The following is a 17367-nucleotide window of genomic DNA, read 5'->3' as shown; positions in this document are numbered from 1 at the left end:
CTTATAAACAGCGGTTTAAATTACCAGTATGAAATAGGTATAATAGTTAATCGATTGCGTTAACGCCTATACTAGTATTAACCCACTCAACTCACAATCAAACTTTTATCTCATCTTATAAAAAATGAGATTAACTTATCCTATATCAACTTATTATTCCCCTGATAGAAAACGTTTATCGAGGTCAATAAATGCCAATAAAAATGCAGTAATTGAGGCATAAAATCCGAAACTATCACGCTCTACACACTCTTGAGAAAATGCAGGTACCCAACTTAACAGTTGCTGATTGATAAACAGCAACTGTTGTTGCATTAATGCCTCAAAGCTTGTTTCATCGTCACTTTGGTTCGAGAGTAGAATTAAGTTACCTAAAAAGTCGAGTTGAATCGCGATGTGATCAGTCGGTTCATTAAAATCTGACTTTTGAGCGATGTCGAATTTTTTAAGCCACTCCATCATCTCTTGTGCGGGTTGACCATTAAGCTGTTGAGAATCACCTCTATACATAGAAGCGTATGGGAGCGCCGCTGATTTTGGGGTGGTAAGGAATAGACCACAAAAGTCGGCAGATAGCTCTAACTGAGCATCTTCTCTGAGTTGCAAGGCGGCAATGCTATTTTTAATCTGAGTGATTGATGCTGATAGCTCAGGTGTTTCACCCAATTCAGAAAGAAATTGTTGGATATCAGATTTATAATAACTCTCGAGTTGTTCAACCGTTAATTCGTGTGCTAATAAACTGGATATCCACCAGTATATTTCGGCGCGTTGTTGGTTGAAATTGATCTGATCTTGCATGGTCACTCCAATATTTGTAGATTCTCGACAAGAATAACACTCTTTATATTAAAAATGATAAAAACAGAATGTAACAGCCTGTTTTTTAAACTACGAACTATACTTATGATAAGCAATTCGATTGTGACTAAGTTTGAACCATTGTAGGTTTACATATGGACGGTTTTAACTATCAGAGTAATAGGGAGTTTCAATTTTTCAACAGTTACTAAACCAGTAACATAAACCACAGATAAATTGAAAAGGTTTGGAGGCGACATGGATACATTAAAAGTAAGCGCATATATGCGCGCACATCCCGTGACATTTACGGCAAAGATGTCATTAACAGCGGCACTTGAAAAACTCGTTGCTTCAAGCCAAACAGGTGGTCCTGTAATCGATGATAATCATAAAGTGGTTGGGTTCATTTCAGAGCAAGATATGATTCAAGCAATGCTGAAAGTGAGCTATTACTGTCAAGATACTTATAATGTTGCTGACTGTATGAACAGTGAAGTATTAACCGTCTCTCCCGAAGATACGATTATTGCAGTGGCAGAACAGATGATCGATCTAAAACCTAAACTCTATCCCGTCACTGTAAATGATAAACTGGTCGGTGTTATTTCTCGAAGAGATGTATTGAGAGCGATTAGTAATGCAGTTGGAGATTGCTTTAAACATCCAGTGTAGTCAAACCACGTGACTCTGTTAATGAAGTGCCTTAATAGGCACTTTTTTTATAAATGGTGATAATAGACTTGACCTTGGAGGTAACTCCAAGCTTTATACTTATTTCAGTATCGTAACTGTTAATAATATGAAGACAAAGGAGTGACTATGTGCACTAAAAAACGTTGTGGCTCGACAACCCAGGGCCTAGATCATAAACATAACCCGAGCAGCTCATGCTGTGCGACTAAGAAAATAATGTCGATTAAACCGCTTACAGCACAAGAGGATTGTTGCAGTGTGGATAGTGGAGGCTCTAGCGCATGTTGTGTTGAGGAAGAGACTGGGGAGTCGGACCCCAAAACGGTTAAAGCTACGCCATTTGTTTTTAGCAAAAGCTGGATCGTTAGTGGGATGGACTGCCCGAGTTGTGCTAAAAAGATTGAAAAAGCCGTCAGTGCTATCCCTGAGGTCGAAGAGGTGAGGGTGCTGTTCGCTACCGAAAAACTTATCGTATCAACCAATAGCGATAAAGCGCTGTCTCAAGTGACTGAAAAAGTAAAAGAGAGCGGATTTACATTACGCGCTTCAAATAGTAAAAGTACCGAGGAAGAGCCCTCTTTTATTAAAAAAAATATCAACTTTCTGCTGTTATTGACACTACTGGTTATATCACTTGTTATTAAACAAACCAACGCAGGACTTGGAGAGCTTGCCTTTACCGTCTCCGCAATCTTTGGTTTATTTCCAATTAGTTATAAAGCGTACCGATTAGCCAGAAATGGCAGCCCTTTCTCAATTGAAACCTTAATGAGTGTTGCGGCAATCGGTGCTATCTACTTAGGGGAAACCGTCGAAGCCGCCATGGTTATTTTGTTGTTCATGTTAGGTGAGCAATTAGAAGCGTACGCCTCATCTCGTGCAAGAAGTGGTGTGCAAGCATTAATGGCATTAGTCCCTGAACAAGCAACGTTAATTCAGAGTGATGGTACAAGAAGTGTTGTTGATGCCTCTGAACTTGTTGAAGGAGATATTATTGAGGTTGCACCTGGGTCAAGATTACCGGCAGACGGCCTATTAACCAGTGATTATGCTGATATTGATGAGAGTGCGTTAACTGGAGAGTCAGTACCCGTTTCGAAAAGTATGGGTGCCAAACTGATGGCAGGCACGGTGGTTAGCGATCGTGTGATTACGTTTAGAGTGACTTCAAAACAGGGAGAGAATGCCATTGATCGTATTTTGCACCTGATTGAAGAAGCGGAATCACGTAAAGCACCCTTAGAACGATTTCTGGATAAATTCAGTCGTTGGTATACCCCTGTGATGATGCTATTTGCTTTATTGGTGATTGTGACGCCACCATTATTGTTTTCTGGGCAGTGGGATACGTGGATATACCGAGGTTTGACACTGTTATTAATCGCGTGTCCCTGTGCGTTAGTGATTTCTACTCCGGCGGCGATTACTTCAGGCTTAGCAGCAGCGGCAAAACATGGTGCATTGATCAAAGGTGGAGCAGCACTAGAGCAGCTTGGCAGAGTGACTGTGGTTGCATTTGATAAAACGGGAACGTTAACCAAAGGTAAACCTGAATTAACCGATATTATTGTCAGTGATGAGACACTTGTAGATAGTGAAAGTACATTACTGGAGCTAGCCGCTTCTGTTGAGGTTGGCTCAAGCCACCCATTAGCAAAAGCGGTCGTTATCCGAGCTGAACAGCAAGGTATTGTTGTTACTGAAGCTGAACAGAGGCAAGCATTAGTTGGTCGAGGGGTCAGTGGCGTTTATAAACAGCAATTAATTTCAATATTGGCACCAAAACATTCTGATGTTGAACTAGAATGGTCTCAGAGCCAGCAAGTAAAAGAGTTGGAATCTCAAGGTAAAACCGTGGTGGTGGTCACCGCCGACCAACGTCTGGTTGGGATTTTGGCTTGGAGAGATGAACTAAGAGAAGATGCTGCCATAGCGGTTGAACAACTAAAGCAGTTGGGTGTTCGTTCTGTTATGTTAACTGGAGATAATGAACGTGCAGCAAAAGCGATAGCCAAAGAGATTGGTATTGAATATCGTGCAGAGCTGTTGCCGATTGACAAAGTCAAAGCCATTGAATCAGAGTCACAGACAAATGAGGTGGCAATGGTTGGTGATGGCATTAACGATGCTCCGGCGATGAAATCTGCATTGATTGGCATTGCGATGGGAGGCGGTTCAGATGTTGCGCTTGAAACAGCAGATGCTGCATTAACGCACAATAGAGTGGCAGAGTTACCTACAATGATTGCACTCTCACGTTCGACGCTCGGCATAATTAGACAGAACATCACCATAGCACTTGGACTAAAAGCGGTCTTTTTAGTCACGACGTTATTCGGTTTTACTGGCTTATGGGTCGCCGTTTTAGCTGACAGTGGAGCAACGGCATTAGTCACATTGAATGCACTTAGGCTGTTGAGGTTTAAAAAACAACAGCAGGGTGAAGACCCCATTCAGTCAGAGGCGCTGAGCAGTCATAGTTGATGGCAAATTGAACATCAACACGTCAAAGAGTGATCGACTTCAATATATAATGTAACTGCTCACTCTTATCTTTGCATTGTTGTGCGCTATCTCACTTTATGCTGAGTGTGAATTCGTTACATTGAGACATTACTTATCGTTAATAGCTTGATAAAGGAATCGATTATGACAACAACAGTATTTCACCTTGGTGTGACACAAGAGGACCTTAACGGTGCGGAGTTAGCCATTATTCCAGGCGATCCTGGCCGCGTACAGAAAATTGCTGAACAGATGGATAACCCTGAATTCTTAGCCAGTCATAGAGAGTACACGGTGTATCGAGCGCAGCTAGAAGGGAAATCTGTCATTGTTTGCTCTACGGGTATCGGTGGTCCATCAACCTCGATTGCAGTAGAAGAGTTAGCTCAACTGGGTGTTCGCACTTTTTTACGTGTTGGGACGACTGGAGCGATTCAAGAACATGTCAATGTTGGTGATATGATTGTTTCTACGGGTTCAGTCCGTTTAGATGGCGCAAGTTTACACTTTGCTCCTATGGAATTCCCTGCAGTTGCGGATTTTGATGTTGCGACAGCAATGAAAGCAGCAGTGGAATCGGAAGGCGCTAAAGTACATATGGGGATTACCGCGTCAAGTGATACTTTCTATCCTGGTCAAGAGCGTTATGATACATTCTCAGGCCGTGTCGTTAAGCGCTTCCAAGGCTCGATGCAAGAGTGGCAAGATATGGGCGTTTTGAACTTTGAAATGGAGTCAGCCACACTATTGACCATGTGCGCAAGTTCTGGCCTTAAAGCAGGTTGTGTTGCGGGTGTGATTATCAACCGTACTCAAAAAGAGATTCCAGACCATGAAACATTGAAAGTCACAGAAATGCGTTCAATTAAAGTGGTTGTTGAAGCAGCACGAAACATGTTGCGTTAATACAAACAGTTAGACACATCAAAAAAGCCGCGCTCTTAGCGCGGCTTTGTTGTATCAGGGGGCGGTTATTGACCACCTGCGGCTTGGAACCACTCAAAGAGATACTGATTTAAGTTTTTAAGTTCATCAGGACCGATGATCGCGAGCCCTAAATCTTTTGCCCTAACTAAGTCATTGTTACGAAGTGGCCGGAAACTCACTAACATCGCACGAGCTTGAAGACCACCTAACAGATCGCGCAGTGACTCAAGTTTATATAGGGTGTCATCTCCGTCGTCACGCATTCCCTTCGTTTTGCACTCAATAATATACAGCTTGTTGTTCACCACTGAAGCTACGTCGAGTTCGTTTCGAACATCCTTTTCACCAATTTTTCGGTAAACTTGAACGTTCAAAGAGTGGTCTTGAAGAGTGGGTAAGCGATTTTGAATATCTTTAACAGTATTGTGAACGAGGTTCTCTAACCATTCACCGTTGGCAAAGCGGCGTGCTTCTTCGCAATCAAAAGTAAGCAGGCCGTTTGCGTAGGTTGCTAGACCAGTATCCACAAGATCATTCAATAGCATATTCACTTCGCGATAGCCTTGCTGCTTCTCGGTAAGTTCAATCGCGAGCTTTTGTTCTTTACGACAAGTGGTAGCAAGGTAATTGAGAGTGGCAAGTCCTGGACCGAGTTCTAACGCATTACTGGCCCAACGTTGACATAAGTCTTGAAGTTGGATATTTAGCTTTTCATTAAGCTCTTGCTCTTCTGAAAACTCACAACGAGCGCCAAAGATAGCTAAATAATCACTCAGCTGAATATTATCTGCGACGTGCTGCTGTGATAAACCGTCAGGGTAAAGCCAGCACAGTTTGTCACTGTTAGGTTCTACCACAAAGATAGGCAGTCGATGGCTACGAAAAACCTCATATGCAGAGAGAAGACGGTGTCGTAAACCACAACTGGCATTAAAATTAAGCGTGGTAAACCGATCTGTTAATGCAGTAGCAAGATCTTGAATAGACTGTTTGATCACCGATGTGTTCACAACAGAGGGGATTTCATAAAACTCTGAGGTGATAGAGCGCACTGCTAAAATATCATGGAAGCGTTTAAACAGCTCAAACTGAGATGCATCGCCAATGAATACCATGTGATTTCCGGCAACAGACTCATCTAAAAGTGGGGTAATTAAACGAACAGGATCTTGATCAATGATACCTATATGTACAGTCATTCAGACTCCTTTGCAGCTATGACAATAGGGGTACTGAAAATGAAAATGAAGAAAAGTAACGTACCCACAATAACTATATGGGGTTATAGCCAGCATGATCAAGGAAACYTTATGAAATARAGTAAATTTTAACAATGATCGTAATTAAACGTAGGATATTGAAATAAACAGAGAGTACAATATCGCAATCTTTAATAAAGCTGTCACATGATTAACATTTTCAATGATGTTAAATTCACCGTTAGGACTTTGAATGAATTACCAGCCACTAGAAGAATACAGCCGTAAATGGATTTTTACTCATCAATCTATGCCAGTATCCCCTGAAGATTTGGTGCATATAAAACCGTATACACAAGCTCGATCATCTCAACTATGGCGTGATCATATTAGTCAGCACAGTCCTGATGCCGAACGTTTAGCAAAAGAAGATTGGGCGAAAAAAATGACTAATTGGATTGATAAAGTTGATTGGCAACAGCGTTGGGAGAGTGATGATGAATCTCTGCCCGATGAAATTTTGACTTTCATTGATTGGACTGACGATGTCACTGTCTATTTTTGTTACGATAAATACAATATTGTGGAAACCAAATGGGGAATATTTAAAAAAGCGTGGAAAAATTTCCTCTTTTTTGATGAACTCCCGTTTTTGATCGGAAAGAAAAAGAAACAAGCACTTTGGTTTGATTCCAAAGGGCAAGTTCAGCTCGGAAACCGTAGCTAATAGCAATTAGCGCTGCTTATTAGTTATTAGGATGATAAGCAGCGATATAACACTCCAAATCACGAAAATTTGTGCGAACAACAGAGGCCGATGCCTCACAAATTCTTTCAATGAAGGTTTCAAACTCAACCAACCCCATCTGTTTTTTGTTCACCAAAATCCAACCTAATGCGATATTATTCGGCACTGAAAACAGGGATGATACTCGGTTTACCGCAAAACGTAATTTGCGAGTAGCAAACCAATACCAGACAATGAAGTAGAGTGGGATCAGCATTAGTAAGGTTAGTGCAAGCATAATAAAATTGTCTCTAATAAATGGGTAGTCATATTGTCTTTTTATAATTATATTTTAAGAACACACTTTTTTTGACGAGAGTGGTCAAATCCATAAAGAGTTCTYATATTTAATACCTATGCAGCATAATAAATACAACTTATGTTCTTTATTGATAAAATTAACATTCGTAGAGAAAATAGACAATATTGACTCGATTGCATAACACAGGGTGAATAATAACTAGAGTAGCGAGTGGCGGGGAAAAAGACATGTCATAAATAGGGGGATGACATCACTAAAAATTGGAAATACCAGTAGAGTCAATAAGGCGTGAAACTGTTATGATTGATAATGAGTTGCCAGTATGACACGCCTTCCACACCTACCATTTAACGAAGCTGTAAACCCGCAGGCAGTGCTTCCCCAAACAGACGCTGTGTCTCTGATTCATCCAATACTTTTTGAGTCGCGACTAATTGAACCCAACTGTCAGGTGCGCGGCTTGCCTTCAGCTTAGTTAGAACAGTGTCTCGTAGAGGTTGAGCAATGTCCAAGGTTCGGTCACCTGTTTTGCGACACATCAATACAGCAGCAAAACCGATGATAGGCTGCTGCTTCCAGTTTAAAACCAGTAGTTCAGACATCCAATTGGCAACCTGTTCTGGTGGTATAACACTGTTGGCATGTCCATAGAAAAGAGAGCGGCTAGCGAGACGACCGAGAGCCCACCAATGTGCTTGGGCAAAAGCGGTTTTCTTTAATCGTTTTAAAAACCAGCTAGCGAGTAGAATTTTATCATCCACATCAAGGTGCTCTAAAGAGGCAGACAGTTTAACCATGCCTTCATAACTCCGCTCTTCTGACTCTTTAACCATTTTGGGGTTACGAATACTGGCAGGGTGAAGGTATTTAGCAACATCGGTAAGAATCGCTTCTTGCTGTTGTTGATTTAGGCCTCCAGCAACACGACGCCATAATGTCCACCAATCATTCCAACTCTGCTTTGATTTGAAATGAATGCCTTGTTGATAAATAGGCCAAATTTGATCAATACGCCATTGATCAGTATGAAAGCCAAAACCGGGTCTTAAGGTGAAGCCGGCTAACTTAAGCCAGTTACGTTCATGCAGCTCTGAGCGGCGACGCCTTTTTTTACCTGAAATTATTGGGGAGAATAGTTGACGTAAATTCGAAGAGTCCCATTGATTTCTATTACCGAGTTTTTTTTCTAGGTCTTTATTCAGTGTTTTCACTGCATCACTGGTATCAAGATTTGGTTTTGCTGGCCCGTAAACGGTATTGATTAGCTCTATAGCTTGCTGTTGCTTAGGGTCTAGCTGGTCAGGATCATCATCGATTGTTGAGTCACCGTTGGCTGACTCTTTACGGATTTCAACCTCAACATCCCAACGTAGTGTGTCGTCTTGTAAGCTAACACATTCAAGTTTTAGTGTACCCACCTCGGTATATTGGCAGGCTAAACTGACACGCACTCTGTCCTTTTGGTTGGCATGCAACTCATCAGCAGAGCGACTGCTTTTTAGCGTCACAACATAAGGCGGTAGTGCTTGATAATCATCTGGGTTAACTTGATGGATAGCGCCTGCTTGGCTAATTGAATCATGGGTAGAACTAAGAATAGTGAAGCGAACAGGTTCGCCTAACGTGAGGTCAAATTCTCTACCGTGTAAACGGATCTCAACCCCTTCCTCGGTCCCTTTGGAGAGTAAGCATAGTGCACGTCGAGTCCGATTCTTCTCTTCCAATAAGAGATAGTAGGAGCGGGCAGTGCCTCCCATAATTTTAAGTTGAGTACCGTGTCGAGCTTTAGCATAAACCACCGCGCCATAAGCCACGGCAAGGTTTGGGTGAGGGTTACTCAGTTCAACGATATCACTACCACTCCATTGAGAGAAGAGGTCGAGCACACGTTGCCGAAGAAGGTTGCTATTAAATACACCACCATTAAGTAAAACAGCGGTAGGGATTGCGGCATGGTTGCCTAATGGGTCAAGGGCCAGCGCGTCACTACATGGCAGACGGTGAGCATCAATAAATTGAGCAAGGTGCTTGCTGATTGCAGGATCGGCAGCATAAGGCAGACCAAATTCTACCACAGCAGCACGCCGTTGATTCGGCATTTGTTTAAACGTGGTCATGGGGAAGAAGCCATCCAAAGCAATATGATGCACTTCCTCTTTGGTTATTTCGACACTTTTGCTACCACCAATTAAACGAGAGCCACTACCCAGTAATGTGATTTTGCTGACATCAGGAGGATCGTCACTAAGCAGGCGCTCTTTCGCTTTTCGAGTTTGTTGGATCAGTTTGGTTAAGGTCGCCGCCTTCAATTTGTGATCGCCACTTAGACGTTGTTCTGCAAGATGAGCGAGGGCAAGGTCTAGGTTATCTCCTCCTAACATTAAATGATCACCTACACCTATTCGTTCGAGATGTAATTCCTCATCGCTAAACGACGCTTTAATTAAGCTGAGGTCGGTGGTGCCACCGCCAACATCACAAATGAGTATCAGAGGCAAATCACGAAGTTGTTGTTGAGCTTGATGCTGATGTTGATGATACCAGTCATAACAGACTGCCTGTGGCTCTTCCAACAATACGGTGTTAGTAAGCCCTGCGAGTTTAGCCGCTTGCAGTGTGTAGCTTCTAGCTGCTTCATCAAAAGAAGCGGGGACTGTAATCACTACCTCTTGATGCTCAATTAAAGCGTTCGGATGATGGTAATTCCATGATTGGCGTATATGATTTAAATAGCTGGCTGAGGCAACAATAGGAGAGACACGCTCGACCTCTTTAGCGGAAGCCCAAGGCAAAATATCTTCAGTGCGATCAACACCAGAGTGCGAAAGCCAACTCTTGGCACTGACAACTTGGCGACCTTCCACTTTACTGCCTAACTCGCGAGCCCATTCACCTATGATGACGTGAGATAGGTCTCCCTCTACTGGATGATTTAACCATGGTAGAGTGAGATCTTGTTCTGAAACTTGTTGGTTTGATGGATGAAATCGAAAGGAAGGTAGCAGAGGTTTTCTGACCACTTCACCAGGACCAATTAACTGGTCGATGTTAAAAATGGAAATGGCGCTTTTCTCGATGCCATCACCAATATCAGAATAGGCGAGCACAGTATGCGTGGTACCTAAATCAATGCCAATTAAAAATTGAGGTTGATGAATTGGTGATGCCATTTAACGCTCCAATATTACTATTTATGCATTGTTCGAACGGACGTCAAACTCAATATTCCACTTATCACCACCATCACAAGGGATAGCTTCTAAGCAGAGAGTGCCTAGTTCTGTTACTTTCGCAGCCAGATTTACTGGGACTATTTCACCACTTGAACGGCCTTCGATAACAGGTAAGGTCACTTGAATAGGAGGTAGCTCTTCAAGATCTTCTGGCATCCAGAAATCAAGATGAGTTCCCGCTGAATCATCACGTCGTGTCGTCGAACCGAAGAATCGAAATTGAACGGGTTGGCCAATAACCAGCCCAAATGGTTGACTTGGAACATTGATATGCGATCCCTCTTCCATTCCAAAAGGGGCGACACATAAAGCTTCAATAGGGGGTTCCATCCCAGGAATAGCAGGCATCGCACTTTCTATGCCCACATAATAGCTGCTAGCAATACCACCACGAATACGAACGCCTTTACCCTGGCGCACCGTACCGTAGTAAGAGGCACCACTGGCAACAGCAAGGTCAAGATCTAGGCCTTCTAATAAGAACACCTTCTCCGCGCCAGCATCGGTTAACCATTGATTAATTGTCGAGAGTAGGCGTTCGGCAATGTGAGTGGACTTTAAAACACCGCCATTAAATAAAATGGCGGAAGGTTTGATAAAGTTACTGGTATTAGAGTGAGCAAATAGCTCATCAGCTGCCGTACTCTGTTTGGTCAAGAAGCTGGCGACATGACGAGTCACAGCCGCATCTTGCGCATAGGGAAGTCCAATTTGCGTCAACGCACTTCTTGGTGTTTGAACCGGCAGATCGGTAATTAGAGTCTGTGGGAAGAAACCTTCAATTAAGGTCTGTTGAACTTCATGTTGGGTCAGTTCAGTTTTTAGCGTGGCACCAAGCAATTTAGAACCACGGCTTGGCACTACAATCGGTACAGACTCCAGGTCTAATTGGCTTAAGAGTGCCTCTTTTGCGTCGCGGCAAGCGTGAGTAATCGCTTGAATCTGCCAAGGTTGCAACTGTTTACCTTCGCTCGCGAGTTTCATCTTGAGACGATACGCTAGAGCTAGGTCCATATTATCGCCACCGAGCAGAATGTGATCACCGACTGCCACCCGGTTTAGAGTTAAGTTGCCACTCTCTTCAGTAACAGCAACTAAAGAGAGATCTGTGGTGCCGCCACCAACATCAACCACAAGAATCACATCACCGACAGAAACTTGATCCCGCCAGCTATCATCACAGTTTTTTATCCAGCTATAAACGGCAGCTTGCGGCTCTTCAAGGAGTGTCACATGCGTAAACCCAACTTGATTGGCAGCTTCTGCGGTTAAATCTCTAGCAGCTGGATCAAAAGAAGCAGGGACAGTGATCGTAACCTCTTGAGCTGTCAGTGGAGAGTGAGGGTGTTGGTGGTCCCAAGCACACTTTAGGTGCTCAAGATAGTCGATGGTTGCTTGAAGGGGAGAGATTTTCTCGACCTCTTCTGGGCTATTTAAAGGTAAAAAAGCATCGCGACGATTTACACCACCGTGGCATAACCAGCTTTTGGCGCTAGCCACTAGTCGAATAGGAGTTTTACTGCCAAGTTGACGAGCAATACCACCTACAATTGCGGTAGGCTCTGTTGTCCAAGGAAGTGCTGTGTCGTTTTCAGCCAGTTCAGCAGCGTGTGCCTGATAGATAAATGAAGGGAGCTGCTGTCGATTCTCAACTTGTCCCGGAGAGGTTAGTTGAGGAATCTCCATAATATGGACAGAGTGATTATCATCAGCGAGTTCAACGTAGGATAATACGCAATGAGTTGTGCCTAAATCGATACCAACGCTGTAATTGCCGTACTGAGTGTGACGATTATCCATTAAAGCTCAACCTCCGCAGGTGCAATGATATAAGCATCGTATCCATCAACCATTTTTGGGAGTGAAATGGAGGTCACCTTCCACCCTTTATGGATAAGTGTCCCGGTAAAAGGCGCATGACCAACCACGTTGCCGGTAAGGCGTACTTCCGTGGCATTAAACCCTTCAGCTAAAGTGATAGAGCTCTCTTCATCTTCATTACGAATAGGCGATAGCGTGAAATAATCCGCTAATACCTTTTGACCACCTTCATGAATAACTCGGGCTGCGGCGCCCACATCAGAGTCATCAAATCCTGTTAGGTCTTCACGCAAAAAATCAATGAAACGGGCTTCACTTTGCAGTAGAGCTAACAGTTGAAGTGCTGATTCAGGCGTGGCCGTTTTAATCTTAGACTCCACTTCCACTATTTTTTCGACGATTCTCTCAACTTCGATGACTTTTTCGACTTCTATGATCTTCTCAATAGGCGTTTCTACTTCAACAATTTTTTCTACTTCAACGGTTTTTTCAATCCCAACCACTTTGCCTTTTTTAAGCACAAATAGGAAAAAGAAAAGTATCCCAAAAGCGGCAAGACCTGCATGGATAATATCGAATGTGGCAGGCATGCTATTCATGTCAAAATTCATAATTTTTCTCTATGTTGAAGGTGTAAGCGGGCTGATGTCAATTCAATAGGCTTTATAGCGGTGAACCTTCACATAATCAAGGTACAGCGATAAAAGAGCTTACTATTCCTCCATTTTTCAGTTCGGTTGGTGTTTTTTTATCCATTTTGRTATTTCCTCCCTCGATGAGTAAGAATGATGACGCACGTGTCATTTTTATAATATATAGTTAATGGAGTTATAACTCATGATGATTATGCGTCATCCTCTTATTGCCAATATCTATAGATGGGTGCTTTGTGCGAGATATGAAGTTGTTTTACTCACTACTCATAGGTCTATTCGTTTTAGTGATTACTTTTTTTGCCACTAAAATGGTGATGGATATCAACCAATACTCAAATGTACTGTCTCTTGAGAATGCGGCACAAAGAGAGACACATCTTTTGCAAGTTCTTGTTAATGAAGATATTGATCATATGGGGGTTAGCGCGCATCTATTTCATTCGGATAAGCAGTTAAATGCCCAAGATTTTGCTGCGTTATCTAAGAGATTAATTGAGAGCGGTACGGCATTGCTATCGTTACAATGGATGAAAAAAGTAGAAAAATCGGATATTGACCATTTTGTTGCACAGAAACGAAAGGTCAACAGCGAATTTGACATTTTCACGGTACCACAAGATAAGCCTAAGTACACAGGTTACTACTTTCAAGACGATAGACCCATCTATGTGGTAGCAGATATCTATCCAAAAGAGGAGAGCTTTACACGCATCTTAGGCTTTTACCCCTCAAGAACTCGCTTTGAGCATGTGACAGCAGAGATGCTCAAGTCTGGTAAGCCTAATGTCTCAGATAAGCTAAGACTACTCCAAGACAGTCAAGACAAGTCGGCCCCTAAAGCGGGGATGTTGATCTACTACCCCGTCATTCAAAGTGATGAGATCATTGGGATAATGGTGGGTGCCTTTAGAATCAGTCGCTACTTTGATGATTTATTGGGTAAAACGTTAGCGGGCGATAATTTGCAAATTCAAATTATGGATAGTGGCTATGAAGCGGATGATGATCCGCTGCTCTTTCAAAGTGCTAATTGGCAAGAGGAGGGGGGAATCAGTGTCAAAAGTGAAATTAGGTTGCAAAATAGAGTGTGGAAAATACATTTTAAAACAACGGATACACTAAATAATACGCAAAAAACCACTGTTCTCTTTATGATAATCATTGGTGTGATTATCTCTGTTCTGTTGTCATTTATTACCTTTTTAATTTCAAGAGATAAACAGGAAATGGCAGAGATTCTAGATAAAAAAACCCAGGAACTGCAATACCTTGCTCATAATGACATAGTAACCGGCATTTTTAATCGTCGCCATTTTGCCACTAAATTGGAGAAACTGATTGCCACTGAGAGTGACTTTAGTTTAATCACGTTTGATGTCGATGAGTTTAAACTCATTAATGATAATTATGGTCACCTAGCAGGTGATGCTGTGCTAAAACATATCGCTGATATGGTGTCCGGATTATTAAGACCAGAAGATACCTTTTCTAGACATGGAGGCGATGAATTCTCTATCTTATCTATACTGAATGAAAACGATAAAGTCGAGAAACTCATAGAAGATATTCGTAATACAATTGCCAACTCTCCAACAACGTTCGAACAGATCCAGTTACATCAAACCGTGAGCATTGGTGCAAAAGTGTGGCATGGTGAGTCGTTGAATGAACTGTATAAAAAGGTCGACCTTGCCTTGTATACCAGTAAGGACAGTGGTCGAAATCGAGCAACATTAGTAAAATAGTAAATTACTACGCTATCATGGTTTTGGGGGTCGTTTTTTTCTCCCCCTTACGCTAGAATCTGCCTTCAAAATTATATCTGCTTTAGGAAAATCATGAACTTCAATCGAATCGTCTGTTTTGATCTGGAAATGTGTTGTTGGAACATCGATGGCAAAGGTCGAACGGGAGAGATCATTGAGATTGGATTAGCAGAGATTGACCTCACTACCTCGCAAATAACTAAACGTGCTCAATATTATGTCAAGCCTGAGCTGGATGAAATCTCCCCGTTTTGCACAGAATTAACAGGAATTTCAGGTCAAAAAATTGCTAAGCAGGGCCGTCCATTAGACGCTGTTCTCAGTTCAATGGTGAAGAATTTCGGTGGACCAAACAAGATATATGCGGCTTGGGGTCATGACGATCAGATTTTAGAGCAAGAGTGTCTGGCGAAACAGTTGGATTTTCCAATCAAAGAGTATATCAACCTGGCGACTTTGTTTCGTGTCAAACATCGTCATAAAAGCAGCAGAATGGGGCAGAGAAGGGCATTAGAGATTGCAAATATTGAGTGGGAAGGACGTCAGCACTCAGGCTATGTAGATGCTTACAATCTTGCAAAGTTAGCATTAACGATGTTGTAGAGGTTGCACAATAAAATGAGGCTTCATCTCATGAGGCCTCTTTTTATTCTACTTTTCAGCAGCAATGACAGATATTTCAACTAAGAGAGATTCTCTAGCCATACTCGCTTCAACACAAGCTCTAGCGGGTGCGTGACCTTCTGGTACCCAGTTGTCCCACACGGCATTCATTTCAGAAAATTGGCTCATCTCTTTGATATAGATAGTAACAGATAAGATGTGCTCTTTATCACTGCCAGCTTGCAGCAGTAGGTCCTCAACTTTCTCAAGCATAGTGACAGTTTGTTCAGTTATGCCTTGAGTTGCGTCTTTACAAACTTGTCCACATAGGTAGATGGTTCCATTGTGGTTAACAATTCTGCTCATGCGTTGTTTGGTGTCGTGACGCTCGATCATAACGGGCTCCTTTTATAAAAAGTGATAGTTTTCAAAAAAGTATATACTGAAAATCCAATTATGTATGTGATTGAGACGAATATTGTTCATTAAGTCTTTATCGCAAAGGTCACAGATAATCAACTAAGTGCATGTCTGACTAAAACATTCAAGGTAATGTCTTAGGGTAATTAACTGTTTAGGCAAACCTCATGGATGAGAACGTTTTCAATCGAAAAATTAGCAGTGGTCAAATAATTGGAGAGTCGCTCTACAACTTAAACATCGGTCTTATCTTATGTTGGGGCTTTTTTATTAACTGGTACATCGTTACTCTTATTCCAATTGAATCGTTACAACAGTTTACCAGTGGCGTTTTGTATCTTGGCTATTTTAGTTGCTGTTTAATCGGATTATTTTTATTTAAACACAGTGATAATCCCATAATTAGCTTTATCAGTTATAACGTTGTTGTGCTTCCGTTAGGGTTAACCATCAATCTTATTGTTTCCGATCACAGTACGTCACATTTAGTGACGGATACCATCACCAGCGTTGGTATTGTGACATTTTCTATGATGTGCCTATCGACGGTTTTCCCACGAGTATTTGCTTTTAAATTTCTGACTCTATTCATTGCCATTGTACTGTTATTGTTGGTCACGGTGACGGAGTACATGGTGTTGAATATACAGCACCACTCGTTCAACCTATTTGTTGCGCTGATATTCAGTGGCTATATTGGTTATGACTGGGGAAGAGCGAATCAGATATCCAAAACAGTGATAAATTCAATGGACAGTGCAGCATCGGTTTACATGGATATTCTTTCTTTAGGCTGCTTGATTTTTAGACCCTTTCGCCGTAAGCGATCCGTCAGCCAACACCTGTAATTTTCGAAGTGAATAAGCAAGGTATTAAGCGTCGTTTGTATAACACTTAATACCAAGCAGCTAGAAACGAACGGGTTACTATTTTTGGGTTTTGCGAGAGACTAATCCAAATAATCCTAAAGCAAAGATAGCGAGAGTCGTTGGTTCAGGTACCTGAGAAATTGGGGTTAAGGATTCCACAGTGTAGGTCATTTTGTAGTCGATGCCTTCAACACATGTTGTGTTCAAGAACCCTTGACTGTCATAGCTATACGATTGTGCGCAGGTACCACTTGCAGATAGTAAACTTGAATAGATTCCCTCTGTGACATCCAGTTCAGCTGAAAGAAAGGTTTTTCCTGTTTCACCATTTAGTCCATCTTCTAATCCAGCGATAGTGAAAATTTCAGGATCGGTAGAGCTCTCTTCAAAGAACCAAGTAGGGGCATTGTCTCCCCATGTATTCTGCTGACGGTAATCTACTGGGACCGTTTGATCAACAAATGGTTTAAAGCCAACACCGAGTAGATTCGTTCCCCAATGAATCGTGGCCCCTGTTAACTTCAAACCTGCAGCAATACCAACAGTGAATACATCGGCTGGGTCAGTTGGACTGAAGATTGACCCATAAAATTCATTAACACCCGTCACCAAATTGAAGAGCGCAACATCTTCTAGGCCTCCTATCGTGTCGAAATCACCTGCTGGAAGGCCCCCTTCTGTTGCAATGCTAGCCTCATCAAATGTGCCATTAAAAGGAATATTTACCAATCCAGCTTGAGCTTGGGTGGTTAGAAAAACAGAACTCAAAATGAACAGTGTGTTTAGCTTAGTCATTATTATTATTACCTGTTATTTTAAAAC

General features: G+C 42.1%; 15 protein-coding genes. 7 read left to right on the top strand and 8 right to left on the bottom strand.

Annotation, left to right across the window (positions count from 1 at the left end; genetic code table 11):
• Nucleotides 1-153: 153 nt before the first annotated feature.
• Nucleotides 154-801 carry a molecular chaperone TorD gene (gene torD, locus L4C32_RS17635; RefSeq protein WP_428198210.1) on the bottom strand — a complete coding sequence of 216 codons (648 nt, stop codon included), beginning with the start codon at nt 799-801 and terminating at the stop codon, nt 154-156.
• 258 nt (nt 802-1059) lie between these two features.
• On the opposite strand from torD, the gene L4C32_RS17630 reads away from it, so the two are divergent.
• The 3 genes from L4C32_RS17630 (at nt 1060) to udp (ending at nt 4908) form a co-directional block, all read left to right on the top strand.
• Nucleotides 1060-1476 carry a CBS domain-containing protein gene (locus L4C32_RS17630; protein WP_428198209.1) on the top strand — a complete coding sequence of 139 codons (417 nt, stop codon included), beginning with the start codon at nt 1060-1062 and terminating at the stop codon, nt 1474-1476.
• 147 nt (nt 1477-1623) lie between these two features.
• Nucleotides 1624-3981: a zinc/cadmium/mercury/lead-transporting ATPase gene (locus L4C32_RS17625; RefSeq protein WP_428198208.1), complete on the top strand. Its 2358-nt coding sequence runs from the start codon at nt 1624-1626 to the stop codon at nt 3979-3981.
• Between the two features lie 165 nt (nt 3982-4146).
• On the top strand, nt 4147-4908 hold the full coding sequence (gene udp / locus L4C32_RS17620) for a uridine phosphorylase (protein ID WP_428198207.1): 762 nt from the start codon (nt 4147-4149) through the stop codon (nt 4906-4908).
• A gap of 65 nt (nt 4909-4973) precedes the next feature.
• On the opposite strand, the gene L4C32_RS17615 is transcribed toward udp, so the two are convergent.
• Nucleotides 4974-6128, bottom strand: a complete 1155-nt coding sequence (locus tag L4C32_RS17615; RefSeq protein ID WP_428198206.1) for a Card1-like endonuclease domain-containing protein — start codon at nt 6126-6128, stop codon at nt 4974-4976.
• Nucleotides 6129-6381: 253 nt separating this feature from the next.
• Between L4C32_RS17615 and L4C32_RS17610 the strand changes: the two genes are divergently transcribed.
• Nucleotides 6382-6855 (top strand): DUF2947 domain-containing protein, encoded by a 474-nt coding sequence (locus L4C32_RS17610; protein WP_428198205.1) that lies wholly within the window; start codon nt 6382-6384, stop codon nt 6853-6855.
• Between the two features lie 19 nt (nt 6856-6874).
• On the opposite strand, the gene L4C32_RS17605 is transcribed toward L4C32_RS17610, so the two are convergent.
• The 4 genes from L4C32_RS17605 to L4C32_RS17590 all read right to left on the bottom strand — a co-directional run bounded on the left by L4C32_RS17605 (nt 6875) and on the right by L4C32_RS17590 (nt 12842).
• On the bottom strand, nt 6875-7153 hold the full coding sequence (locus tag L4C32_RS17605; RefSeq protein WP_428198204.1) for a hypothetical protein: 279 nt from the start codon (nt 7151-7153) through the stop codon (nt 6875-6877).
• Nucleotides 7154-7524: 371 nt separating this feature from the next.
• Entirely contained in the window at nt 7525-10335 is a 2811-nt protein-coding gene (locus tag L4C32_RS17600) for an Hsp70 family protein (protein ID WP_428198211.1), read from the bottom strand.
• A 33-nt stretch (nt 10336-10368) separates the two neighbouring features.
• Nucleotides 10369-12210, bottom strand: a complete 1842-nt coding sequence (locus tag L4C32_RS17595) for an Hsp70 family protein (RefSeq protein ID WP_428198203.1) — start codon at nt 12208-12210, stop codon at nt 10369-10371.
• Nucleotides 12210-12842, bottom strand: coding sequence for a DUF2760 domain-containing protein (locus tag L4C32_RS17590; RefSeq protein ID WP_428198202.1), 633 nt, complete (start codon nt 12840-12842; stop codon nt 12210-12212). The genes L4C32_RS17595 and L4C32_RS17590 overlap by 1 nt, the downstream gene beginning before the upstream one ends.
• A 287-nt stretch (nt 12843-13129) precedes the next feature.
• On the opposite strand from L4C32_RS17590, the gene L4C32_RS17585 reads away from it, so the two are divergent.
• Together L4C32_RS17585 and L4C32_RS17580 are read left to right on the top strand one after the other, a co-directional pair.
• The gene (locus L4C32_RS17585; protein WP_428198201.1) at nt 13130-14632 is read left to right on the top strand and encodes a sensor domain-containing diguanylate cyclase; all 1503 of its coding nucleotides are present in this window, start codon (nt 13130-13132) and stop codon (nt 14630-14632) included.
• Between the two features lie 93 nt (nt 14633-14725).
• On the top strand, nt 14726-15256 hold the full coding sequence (locus L4C32_RS17580) for a 3'-5' exonuclease (protein ID WP_428198200.1): 531 nt from the start codon (nt 14726-14728) through the stop codon (nt 15254-15256).
• 48 nt (nt 15257-15304) lie between these two features.
• Here the strand turns inward: L4C32_RS17580 and L4C32_RS17575 are convergent, their stop codons facing one another.
• A complete protein-coding gene (locus L4C32_RS17575) occupies nt 15305-15652 on the bottom strand; it encodes a RidA family protein (RefSeq protein ID WP_428198199.1) in 348 nt (115 codons plus the stop codon).
• Nucleotides 15653-15843: 191 nt separating this feature from the next.
• Here L4C32_RS17575 and L4C32_RS17570 point away from each other — a divergent pair, with 191 nt between their 5' ends.
• Entirely contained in the window at nt 15844-16524 is a 681-nt protein-coding gene (locus L4C32_RS17570; RefSeq protein ID WP_428198198.1) for a Bax inhibitor-1 family protein, read from the top strand.
• Between the two features lie 78 nt (nt 16525-16602).
• Here the strand turns inward: L4C32_RS17570 and L4C32_RS17565 are convergent, their stop codons facing one another.
• Nucleotides 16603-17340: a PEP-CTERM sorting domain-containing protein gene (locus tag L4C32_RS17565; protein ID WP_428198197.1), complete on the bottom strand. Its 738-nt coding sequence runs from the start codon at nt 17338-17340 to the stop codon at nt 16603-16605.
• Nucleotides 17341-17367 lie beyond the last annotated feature (27 nt).

It is taken from the genome of Aliivibrio kagoshimensis (genome assembly GCF_050337105.1).
Lineage (GTDB): Bacteria > Pseudomonadota > Gammaproteobacteria > Enterobacterales > Vibrionaceae > Aliivibrio_A > Aliivibrio_A kagoshimensis.
Note: the sequence above shows the minus strand (reverse complement) of the source record. Positions and strands in the feature narration are given on the sequence as shown.

Excerpts from the sequence above, each read along its gene's own strand:
- L4C32_RS17570 (WP_428198198.1), top strand. The coding sequence starts at position 15,844 with ATGGATGAGAACGTTTTCAATCGAAAAATTAGCAGTGGTCAAATAATT.
- L4C32_RS17630 (WP_428198209.1), top strand. The coding sequence starts at position 1,060 with ATGGATACATTAAAAGTAAGCGCATATATGCGCGCACATCCCGTGACA.
- L4C32_RS17625 (WP_428198208.1), top strand. The coding sequence starts at position 1,624 with ATGTGCACTAAAAAACGTTGTGGCTCGACAACCCAGGGCCTAGATCAT.
- L4C32_RS17565 (WP_428198197.1), bottom strand. The coding sequence starts at position 17,340 with ATGACTAAGCTAAACACACTGTTCATTTTGAGTTCTGTTTTTCTAACC.
- L4C32_RS17610 (WP_428198205.1), top strand. The coding sequence starts at position 6,382 with ATGAATTACCAGCCACTAGAAGAATACAGCCGTAAATGGATTTTTACT.
- L4C32_RS17615 (WP_428198206.1), bottom strand. The coding sequence starts at position 6,128 with ATGACTGTACATATAGGTATCATTGATCAAGATCCTGTTCGTTTAATT.
- L4C32_RS17580 (WP_428198200.1), top strand. The coding sequence starts at position 14,726 with ATGAACTTCAATCGAATCGTCTGTTTTGATCTGGAAATGTGTTGTTGG.
- L4C32_RS17575 (WP_428198199.1), bottom strand. The coding sequence starts at position 15,652 with ATGATCGAGCGTCACGACACCAAACAACGCATGAGCAGAATTGTTAAC.
- L4C32_RS17595 (WP_428198203.1), bottom strand. The coding sequence starts at position 12,210 with ATGGATAATCGTCACACTCAGTACGGCAATTACAGCGTTGGTATCGAT.
- udp (WP_428198207.1), top strand. The coding sequence starts at position 4,147 with ATGACAACAACAGTATTTCACCTTGGTGTGACACAAGAGGACCTTAAC.
- torD (WP_428198210.1), bottom strand. The coding sequence starts at position 801 with ATGCAAGATCAGATCAATTTCAACCAACAACGCGCCGAAATATACTGG.
- L4C32_RS17590 (WP_428198202.1), bottom strand. The coding sequence starts at position 12,842 with ATGAATTTTGACATGAATAGCATGCCTGCCACATTCGATATTATCCAT.
- L4C32_RS17605 (WP_428198204.1), bottom strand. The coding sequence starts at position 7,153 with ATGCTTGCACTAACCTTACTAATGCTGATCCCACTCTACTTCATTGTC.
- L4C32_RS17585 (WP_428198201.1), top strand. The coding sequence starts at position 13,130 with ATGAAGTTGTTTTACTCACTACTCATAGGTCTATTCGTTTTAGTGATT.